Source organism: Salinibacterium sp. (assembly GCF_031364185.1).
Taxonomy (GTDB): domain Bacteria; phylum Actinomycetota; class Actinomycetes; order Actinomycetales; family Microbacteriaceae; genus Rhodoglobus.
The window spans coordinates 1-8,936 of the sequence record NZ_JANLVV010000023.1 but is presented as its reverse complement, the minus strand read 5'-3'; the positions used below and the strand labels follow the sequence as shown (position 1 = coordinate 8,936).

The window sequence follows — 8,936 nt, the reverse complement described above, 5'->3', positions numbered from 1 at the left end:
TCGGTCGCCCCGGCATGATCTCGGCCGCAATGCTCGGCCTCGGCCGCGCCCTCGGCGAGACGATGGTGGTGGCGATGGTGCTCTCGCCCGCGCTGGTCATCAGTTTCGTGCTCACCGGTTCGCAGAACCCCTCCACCATCGCCGGGAACATCGCGCTCAACTTCCCCGAAGCCAATGGCGTGAACGTCAACGCCCTCATCGCGACGGGTATGGTGCTGTTCATCATCACCCTCGTCATCAACTCGATCGCCCGCATCGTCATTAACCGCCGCAAAGAATTCTCGGGAGCAAACTGATGACCGCCGTCACCGAGACCACCGGCATCGTCAACTCGCTGACGGCCGGCCGCCTGCCCCGGTGGGCAACGTGGGTGATCCTCGGCGCAAGCTGGGCGACCATGATCATCGTCTTCGCACTGGTCGCGGCGAGTTCCGGCGCCGAACTCAACATCGGCGCGGCGCTGTTCCTCGGAACAATCCTGTTCATTGTGCTCATCTTCGTCTTCGCTCTACTGGTGGAGGGCATCCGGCAGGCCAAAGACCGGCTCGTGACCGCGCTGGTGATCAGTGCGTTCCTGATCGCGCTCATCCCGCTGATCTCGCTCCTGTTCACCGTGGTCTCCAACGGCATCCCCCGCTTCGATTTCGGCTTCTTCAACAGTTCAATGCGCAACATCGTCGGCGAGGGTGGTGGTGCGCTCCATGCCATCACCGGCACCCTGTTGATCACCGGGATGGCGGCTCTCATCTCGGTGCCGATCGGCCTGCTCACCGCCATCTACCTCGTGGAATATGGAAAGGGCGCGCTGGCCAGGGCGATCACCTTCTTCGTCGACGTGATGTCGGGCATCCCCTCGATCGTCGCGGGGCTGTTCGCGTTTGCGCTCTTCTCGCTGCTCTTTGCTGACCCGGGCATCCGCTTCGGTTTTGGTGGGTCGATCGCCCTATCGCTGCTGATGATCCCCGTGGTGGTGCGCTCCAGCGAAGAGATGCTCAAGCTGGTGCCCAACGAGCTGCGTGAGGCGTCGTACGCGCTGGGTGTGCCGAAATGGCTGACCATCCTCAAGATCGTAATCCCGACATCCATCGCCGGCATCACCACTGGGGTGACGCTCGCCATCGCCCGCGTGATCGGCGAGACTGCGCCGCTGCTCATCATCTCCGGCTTCACCGCGAGCATGAACTACGACCTTTTCAGCGACCGGATGATGTCACTGCCGGTATTCGTGTACACGCAGTACCAGAACCCCGGTTCGGTCGTGCAGCCCTACCTCGATCGTGCGTGGGCGGGGGCGCTCACCCTCATCCTGATCGTCATGCTCCTGAACCTGATCGCACGGCTGATCGCCCGCATCTTCTCTCCCAAGCTCGGCCGCTAAGCGGCGTGTCACACAAAGGAAACCCGTGTCAAAGCGCATCGAAGTCAACGACCTCAACGTCTACTACGGCAAATTCAAAGCCGTTGAGGACGTCACGCTGAAAATCGAGCCCCGCACCGTGACGGCTTTCATCGGCCCCAGCGGGTGCGGCAAATCCACCTTCCTGCGCACATTGAACCGCATGCACGAGGTCATCCCCGGAGCTTACGTGGAGGGCGAGGTGCTGATCGACGGCAACAACCTGTACGGTCCCGGCGTCGACCCGGTTCTGGTTCGCCGCCAGGTCGGAATGGTCTTCCAGCGCCCGAACCCATTCCCCACCATGTCGATCCGCGACAACGTGCTGGCCGGCGTGAAGCTGAACAACACACGCATGAGCAAAGCCGACGGCGACGAACTCGTCGAGAGATCACTGCGGGGAGCCAATCTCTGGAATGAGGTCAAGGATCGCCTGGGGCTCCCCGGCTCGGGACTGTCGGGAGGGCAGCAGCAGCGCCTGTGCATCGCCCGCGCGATCGCGGTCTCGCCCGAGGTTATCCTGATGGATGAACCGTGCTCAGCACTCGACCCGATCTCGACGCTGGCCATCGAAGACCTGATCGAAGAGCTCAAGCAGGATTACACGATCGTGATCGTGACACACAACATGCAGCAGGCATCCCGAGTCTCAGATCGCACGGCATTCTTCAACATCGCCGGCACCGGCAAGCCCGGCAAGCTCATCGAGTATGACGACACCGTGACGATGTTCTCCAAGCCCAGCGTGCAGGCCACCGAAGATTACGTGTCGGGCAAGTTTGGCTGATCCGCGGCCGGTGGGTGGTTGCGGATCTGCGCCAGCGGGCGAGGCGACACCAGTTTGCAGAGTGGCAGCGCGAGGGCGGGCTGGCGGCGTGGCCCCTACCCCGCGGTGGACCTACCGCGCGGCCTCCAACCCGCGGTAGACGTGCCGAGGCCTCGGCCGCCTGCCGGGGGTCAGAGTGCAGTCGTGGCCCTCCGCGAACGGGCAAAGCGGCCATAAGAGCACTGTGACTGGTGGCCGATAGGCGTGACATGCCGGGCACGGACGCGGACGACGGTCAGCGAGAGGGCACTCAACTCGGCGGTCATGCTCGCGCGACACGAGGTCAGAGTGCAGTCGTGGCCCTCCGCGAACGGGCGACAGGGCTATAAGTGCACTCTGACCTCGCCGACGGGCTCGGGCCGCGTGCACGACGATAAGCAGGCGTGCAGGCGCGCGCAGGCAACCCGCCCGGTGCAACAGCGTTGCGCGGCGAGCTACTCGGTGGGTCAGGCGCTCTCGATCGTCACGATCGGGGTGGTGGTGGGTGCCTTGGATCCGCCGGAAGGTTCGACGGTGACCCCGATGACTCCTGCGCCGTCCATATCTCCGTCGAGAACACGCCATGCCTTCCCGTCGCCGTCGATGGTGAATGTGCCAGCCGGCCTGGCATCAGTGCCGTCGATGTACCACAGCTCGTAGGTCTTGTCGGAGGGAAGCGCCTTGAGTCCGTCGGCGATGAAGGCCGATGTGCCCAGCTCGACCGACCACATCAGTGTTGCAGACCCGCCACCGCTGATCGCGGCATCTACTCGCTGGGTATCGCTCGCAGAGCCGATGGCGGCAAGCTGATCTGCTTGCGCCTGCTGGAAGTTGTTCGAGTTGACCGTGTTGGCCACCACCCCACCACCGATGATCAGGATGACGGCGGCAGCGATGCTGGCGAGAGCGGTCAGCGGCTTGGAGAACCAGCGAGCCTGTGCCTTCGCGGCGGCTTTTCCGGTGAAGCTGCTCATCTGAACGGGAGCGGGCTGCGGTGTTTCGCGCGGCAACTGTGGGGTGTTGGCGAGCTGGGCCATGATGCCCTGCTTCACTGATGCCGGGGGTGCCACCGGGTCGACGGCCATGCCCAGGAGTACCGCGGTGTCGGTCAGTTCGGTGACCTCATTGCGCGTCTCTTCGGACTCGGCAAGATGGTCCTCGAACATCCGAGTCTCATCATCATTCAATGCGTGGAGGGCATATGCCCCCGACAGGCTTTCGACATCGTGCTTTCGGGTCGTCACGAGGTCACCCCCAACTCATCGCGCAGACGGATCATCCCGTCACGCAGTCGTGTCTTGACCGTGCCGATCGGCACACTCAGTTGTGCAGCCACTTCGCTGTGGCTGAAGCCGCCGTAATACGCAAGGGAGACAGCCTGGCGTTGCAACTCGGTAAGCCGTGACATTGCCTTCTCCACCCTTTCGTGCTCGATGCGGACTTCGATTGTTTCTGCGACATTGTCGTAGTCGGGGCTGTAGTCGCGGATTCCGATTCGAACATCGCGGTCGCGTGACGACTGCGATGATCGGACCCTGTCCACGGCTCTGCGGTGGGCCATGGTCAGAATCCAGGTGGCCGCTGCGCCTTTGTTCGGATCAAAGCGGGTGGCGGTTTGCCAGATTTCGAGGAACACCTCTTGCGTGACCTCCTCCGACTGGGAATGGTCGCGCAGCAGGCGCTTGATCAGGCCGAAAACCCGGGGCGATATCTGGTCGTACAGCTCGCCGAAAGCCTGCTGGTCACCATCGGCCACACGCTCGAGAAGGTCCTGTTGGCTCGTTACCGGCGTCCGGCCCGCGTTGGGGTCAGCGCTGACATCATTCTCGCGAGACATGGTCTCCAGCATGACATCAAACCTCCCTTGGTGCATCGGATCACATGTAATTCGTGACCCTCGCCGAAGGAGTTTGGTTTTGGGGGCTTCACAGCCGCCGCGTAGTGCGGGCTGGTGCCGGGCCGCAGAACGCCTCTCGGCGCAAGGCCGCTCGAAGCGGCTATTAGTGGAGCCCGGGGTTACTGCGGCCCGGCTCGACTATTTTAGCAAGCTTCGGTGGATGCCTCGACCGGCGGTCGCGCGGGACACCGGGGCTCGAAACCGCCGTCGAGACCGCGCAATGTGCTGCTACCTCCGAGCGATCGCGACATGTTGCGCGGTCTCGGTGGCCGCGGAGGGGTGGGGCGGGCGCGGCAGCGCGGGCGCGGGCTACTCGAGGCTCCCGGCGCGGTAGAGGCGCGCGCACGCTGCGAATTCGTCGGCCGTGAGCGCGAGTCGGTCGGCTCGAGTGGTCAGCTCGGTGGCCCGCTCCGGATTCGTGGGGTCCGCGTCATCCGCAGCGCTGGTGCAGCCCGCGGCCAGAATGCGGCTGAACGATGCCGCACGGTCGAGCGCGATCGCGAAGTCGCCGCGGAACAGCCCCCTAAGGATCTGGTCGGCAAGATCCGTAATCTCGTCGGGGCCGGTGGGCATGGGCGCTCCGGCGACGAGGGCGTCGATCGTGGTGAGCACGTCAAGGCCGCGCTGGAAGAGAAAACTGGTGCCGGTGGCATCCTGTCGTATCAGCACCCGGATGAGGTAGATGCGCCACAGCGCGCCCGGCAGGCTGCGGGGGCTGGAGCGCGCCCACAGTTCGGCGAGCGCATCGATGCCGTGAGCATCCGTGTAGGCGACCAGGCGCTCGATGACCTCGGGATCGTCGGTCTCCCGAGCCCGGCTCAGCAGCGCGTGCGCGGTGTCGTGGGCGACCCGCATGATCTGGGCCGGATCCTCCCCACCGACGAAGGTGTCGAACTTATCGCCCGAGTACTGGGTGGGTTTGTGGAAATCATCGGCCATCTGACAACGGTACGCTGGGAGGGTAGGGCCTGTAGCTCAGTTGGTAGAGCATCGGACTTTTAATCCGTTGGTCGTGGGTTCGAGCCCCACCGGGCCCACAAAGGTGACGCGGTCACCATCCCCTCTACTTTTCCGCACACGCACGTGATCATGTCACCGGCGTGGGCCCGGAAGTAGAAGAACTCGTCGTGGGCCCCCGCTGAGCAGTCCGGACCATTGAGCCCGTCGCTCAACTCTGTACTTCGCAAAACCGCGCAATGGACCGGCGGCTCAGTAGGGGAGTCGAGCCCCACCGGGCCCACAAAAAGCGGGGGCGGCACACGCGCCCACCCTGCCACGTCGTTCTACCCGCCGCTCCTGCTTTTTGTGGGCCCGGAAGTAGAAGAACCATTTGTGGGGCCCCCTTCGCGCCGGTTCCGACGCGTTGCCGCAGTGCGGAGTACCTGCCACGAGCAAAAACCGGCAACGTGGCGGCCGTGCCGATGGGGAGTCGAGCCCCACCGGGCCCACAACGCACGCTCGGTTCACCTCAGCATCGACTTGCAAATGAGAGGTTGATGTATCGAAGATGTTCTCGGGGAACAACTGCCGTCAATGTTCCTCCGCTGGATAGCTTCGCGCCGAGAGCGTAAACAAAATGATCGGAGTCGATCTCCGCACCTACGACATCCTGACCGTCGATGGAGACGAAGGCACCGTGCCGCACGGCGCTCTCTGAGGGAAGAAGGGGCGAGTCCCAATCATGCATTTCCAGCGCGAGTTCAGTTCGGAACTGATTCACCAGCACGTGCCTGGTGTGGTGTACCAGTAGGTATTCAAGGGTAGATAAGTCGGACTCATCGCGATGCCAGCTCGTTCTGACTGCTTCCCACAAGTGCGGGAACCGCATTCGTTCAACCAGTTCGATGAGCCAAGCCGGGCGCGGCCACGGAGGAACCTCCTCGATCGCTCGACGAGTGTCATCGTCAAGTTCAGCGAGGTTCACGGGGTCAGACTTGTCTTCGGGATTTCGCCACAGAGTGGCGGAAACACTCACGGTCATAGCCGTGTATCCATCCGCACTAGTAGCCGAACCGACACCGAGATCGGTGTTTTCAATTGACCGCTGTTCAGCGAACTCGACTACTGGAATCGGCATCATTTTCAGCACCTCCGCAATACCCCTTCGAGGGTCGGGCGCGTCTTCGGGCAGAATTCCAGCGAAGTGCATCTACTCATCGTGATGCGTTCGGCCTCGGCGGGCAAGGCCAAGAGCTTCGGCCCTGGCAAACGCGACCGATGGATTTCTACCGTGGCCGGATGCAATTCCCCCTCATCGTCGCCGGTACAGTCGCAGCCGTCTGCCTCGGCGGGTGTGTTTGGTGAGTCGCGGTGTTTCACGTCTACGAGCCCTTTGGGTCACAGCGGCACCAGACATTTCTCATCGGCGACATAGACTCTTGCTCGCTTTCTAGCTCTGCAGCGACCAGAGGGCGCTACCGCTTCGGCGTCACGACCTCATCCGTCTATCTGAGAAAAAGAAGCTGAACCAGCCGGAATATCTGAGCGATTGCGATCAGGATTCCGATCATTGCAGCCACTGACATGCCGCGAGATAGACGCGCGCCGCGGCTATGTACGTAGCCTCCTACTGAGCGAGCATCCGAGTAAGACCCGGTCTGTTTCAGCGCTTTCGCGACTACGGATTCGCCCAGCCTGATGCTGAGCAGGAAAGTTTGCGGATCGGTCATTCTGAATCTACGCGGGGAGTAAAAAAAGATATTCGAGCCAACGAATTCGACGTCAAAGTTGGCCGCTTCGTCGATCAGCAGCGCCATCAGGTCTGGCGTGAGGATGTATAGGGCGTCCCGTTCGTAGCCTCCTGGCGCATACAGCCGGAAGTACTGTCCAAAGTCACCCTCGAGAGCGAATTCCTGGGAGCGGGCGAAGGTCTCGCCGAGCTTGCGTGACTTGCGAGACCGCAGGTATAGGTGCGGCACCCTTCGGTCGAGTATCACGCGAATGTACCCACGTCGGTTCAGCGAGCGGTTCAGCCCGGTCTGGCCTGAGTATTGGTAGTTCCCGATTTCGACATATCGCCCCGTCGAAGTTGCGACGATGTCTCTCGCTCGCCGTGCCTTCCCCATCATGAAGAGCGAACCGGGATAGTCCGGGGAGACGATCTCAGGAATGTAGACCATGTGGTTGGCCTCGGCGAAGCTGTTCAACCGCATCCAGCGCCGCCACCGGACACCGAACCGTACATCGCGCCTCCAGATCTCGATCAGGCGCATGCTACTGAACACAATGAAGGCAGCCACGCCCAGTCCGACTAGAACCCCGGTAATCCACTCGATTCTTCCCGACATGACGGCAACGATCACCCCGAATCCGATCATCAAGGTAGAAGCAGCGACAGTAACAAGGCCGCCGCCAATGATCAGCACGACCAGCACGGACTCTGTGAGGTCGGACTTTTGCACCAACCCAGGTCGGTTCGACTTTGCCCAATGCCTGAAGGCCCGCAACTGCGACCGCGAGTGGTGAGCGTGAAGCTCGGAGAAATCGATGGCTGGGACCGGCAGCACGTCAGAGCGTTGGTCCATAAGCCGAGTCTCACAGCAAACTGAATAGATGTCAGGTCCCCCTTTGGGGAGGCCAGGCCGCGTGTTGAGAACCCCGACATCGCGCAGCCTCCCCTATGCGCTTGGACGTCCGTCACAGCGGCTCAAGCCGCGACCGCAGCAGGCAGAACTCATTACCCTCGGGGTCGGCCAGCACATGCCACGACTCCTCCCCCGTCTGGCCGATGTCGGCCGGGCGCGCACCGAGCTCCCGTAGGCGTTCGAGCTCCGCATCCTGATCACGATCTGTGGCGTTGAGATCGATGTGCAGCCGGGACTTCGCCTTCCTCGGCTCAGCACTGGGGCTCAGGATGATCGTGGGCTGCGATCCGCCGAAGCCCTCGCGTGGCCCGATCTCGAGAGATCCGTCGTCGTCACGATCGAGCACGACGAAATCCAGAACCTCGCACCAAAATCGGGCCAGAAGTTCGGGATCGCGACAATCGAGTACGAGTTCGCTGATTCGGGATGCCATCACCCAAAACTACTCTCGAGCCGTGGGGCAGGATGGAGTCATGCAGAAACCATCAGTGCTCATCGTCGGCGCCGGCATCGCCGGGATCGCCTGCGCGCAGGCCCTCCGCAGCGCGGGAGTCGCGGCGCGGGTGGTGGATCGCGGCCGGAAGCCCGGCGGCCGGATGGCGAGCCGCACGATCCACGGTCGAACGGTCGACCTCGGGGCGGCGTACTTCACCGCGGAGCCGGGCTCGCGGTTCGCCGACGTGGTGGCGGGGTGGCTCGAGCGAGGGCTCGCCCGTCCGTGGACTGACACCATTGCCGTCGCGGGGGCGGGTGGCATCCATCGGTCAAGCACTGGCCCGATGCGGTATGCCGCGGCGGCCGGCCTGCGCGAGCTCGTGGTCGACCTGGCGCGCGGCATCGAGCTCGAGCAGGGCGTCACGGTCGAGCACGTTGCGCCGGGCGAGGCCGATGGCGAGCGCTACGACACGGTGGTGCTCGCCATGCCAGACCCGCAGGCGCGACGGATGCTCGACGCGGCATCCACTCTTCGCCAGAAGCTGGATGACGGCTCGGGCTGGGAGCCCAGCATCGCGGTCGTGCTGGAGTGGGCGGCGCGCGAGTGGCCGCCGTTCCACGCCGCGTTCATCAACGAGGTGCCCGAGCTGACGACCATTTCTGACGATGGCGATCGGCGCGGTGACGGCGCTCCCGTGCTTGTCGCTCACACGACAGCGGACCTGGCCCGCCAGCACCTTGACGACCCCGCCTCCCCCGCGGCTTCTGCGCACCTCTGGGACAAGTGCGTACGCGCGCCACACCGCAGTCGCCCCGAAA

Annotated in this window: 9 protein-coding genes, 1 tRNA gene and 1 pseudogene; 5 read left to right on the top strand and 6 right to left on the bottom strand. The window is 63.3% G+C overall.

Annotated elements, in window-relative coordinates; genetic code table 11:
- From RMN95_RS01425 to pstB, 3 genes and pseudogenes are all read left to right on the top strand, one after another.
- A pseudogene (locus RMN95_RS01425) lies at positions 1-296 on the top strand (phosphate ABC transporter permease subunit PstC); the annotation flags it as partial.
- Positions 296-1,378, top strand: a complete 1,083-nt coding sequence (pstA, locus tag RMN95_RS01420) for a phosphate ABC transporter permease PstA (protein WP_309615182.1) — start codon at positions 296-298, stop codon at positions 1,376-1,378. The pseudogene RMN95_RS01425 and the gene pstA, both read left to right, overlap by 1 nt.
- 25 nt (positions 1,379-1,403) lie before the next feature.
- Complete coding sequence (pstB, locus tag RMN95_RS01415; protein ID WP_309615181.1) at positions 1,404-2,183, top strand: phosphate ABC transporter ATP-binding protein PstB; 780 nt, start codon at positions 1,404-1,406, stop codon at positions 2,181-2,183.
- Between the two features lie 485 nt (positions 2,184-2,668).
- Here the strand turns inward: pstB and RMN95_RS01410 are convergent, their stop codons facing one another.
- From RMN95_RS01410 to RMN95_RS01400, 3 genes are all read right to left on the bottom strand, one after another.
- Positions 2,669-3,445, bottom strand: coding sequence for an anti-sigma factor (locus RMN95_RS01410; RefSeq protein WP_309615180.1), 777 nt, complete (start codon positions 3,443-3,445; stop codon positions 2,669-2,671).
- Positions 3,442-4,038 carry a sigma-70 family RNA polymerase sigma factor gene (locus RMN95_RS01405; protein ID WP_309615183.1) on the bottom strand — a complete coding sequence of 199 codons (597 nt, stop codon included), beginning with the start codon at positions 4,036-4,038 and terminating at the stop codon, positions 3,442-3,444. The genes RMN95_RS01410 and RMN95_RS01405 overlap by 4 nt, the downstream gene beginning before the upstream one ends.
- Before the next feature lie 369 nt (positions 4,039-4,407).
- Positions 4,408-5,037, bottom strand: a complete 630-nt coding sequence (locus tag RMN95_RS01400; protein ID WP_309615179.1) for a DNA-directed RNA polymerase subunit beta — start codon at positions 5,035-5,037, stop codon at positions 4,408-4,410.
- A 25-nt stretch (positions 5,038-5,062) separates the two neighbouring features.
- On the opposite strand from RMN95_RS01400, the gene RMN95_RS01395 reads away from it, so the two are divergent.
- A tRNA-Lys gene (locus RMN95_RS01395) sits at positions 5,063-5,135 on the top strand.
- Between the two features lie 431 nt (positions 5,136-5,566).
- Here the strand turns inward: RMN95_RS01395 and RMN95_RS01390 are convergent.
- The 3 genes from RMN95_RS01390 to RMN95_RS01380 all read right to left on the bottom strand — a co-directional run bounded on the left by RMN95_RS01390 (position 5,567) and on the right by RMN95_RS01380 (position 8,115).
- A complete protein-coding gene (locus tag RMN95_RS01390) occupies positions 5,567-6,247 on the bottom strand; it encodes a hypothetical protein (RefSeq protein ID WP_309615178.1) in 681 nt (226 codons plus the stop codon).
- 295 nt (positions 6,248-6,542) lie between these two features.
- Entirely contained in the window at positions 6,543-7,622 is a 1,080-nt protein-coding gene (locus RMN95_RS01385; RefSeq protein ID WP_309615177.1) for a hypothetical protein, read from the bottom strand.
- A gap of 112 nt (positions 7,623-7,734) precedes the next feature.
- Positions 7,735-8,115 (bottom strand): VOC family protein, encoded by a 381-nt coding sequence (locus RMN95_RS01380; protein ID WP_309615176.1) that lies wholly within the window; start codon positions 8,113-8,115, stop codon positions 7,735-7,737.
- Positions 8,116-8,155: 40 nt separating this feature from the next.
- Here RMN95_RS01380 and RMN95_RS01375 point away from each other — a divergent pair.
- On the top strand, positions 8,156-8,936 hold a 781-nt coding region (locus tag RMN95_RS01375), incomplete at its 3' end, for an NAD(P)-binding protein (protein ID WP_309615175.1).

Excerpts from the sequence above, each read along its gene's own strand:
- RMN95_RS01405 (WP_309615183.1), bottom strand. The coding sequence starts at position 4,038 with ATGTCTCGCGAGAATGATGTCAGCGCTGACCCCAACGCGGGCCGGACG.
- RMN95_RS01380 (WP_309615176.1), bottom strand. The coding sequence starts at position 8,115 with ATGGCATCCCGAATCAGCGAACTCGTACTCGATTGTCGCGATCCCGAA.
- RMN95_RS01390 (WP_309615178.1), bottom strand. The coding sequence starts at position 6,247 with ATGCACTTCGCTGGAATTCTGCCCGAAGACGCGCCCGACCCTCGAAGG.
- RMN95_RS01385 (WP_309615177.1), bottom strand. The coding sequence starts at position 7,622 with ATGGACCAACGCTCTGACGTGCTGCCGGTCCCAGCCATCGATTTCTCC.
- RMN95_RS01400 (WP_309615179.1), bottom strand. The coding sequence starts at position 5,037 with ATGGCCGATGATTTCCACAAACCCACCCAGTACTCGGGCGATAAGTTC.
- pstA (WP_309615182.1), top strand. The coding sequence starts at position 296 with ATGACCGCCGTCACCGAGACCACCGGCATCGTCAACTCGCTGACGGCC.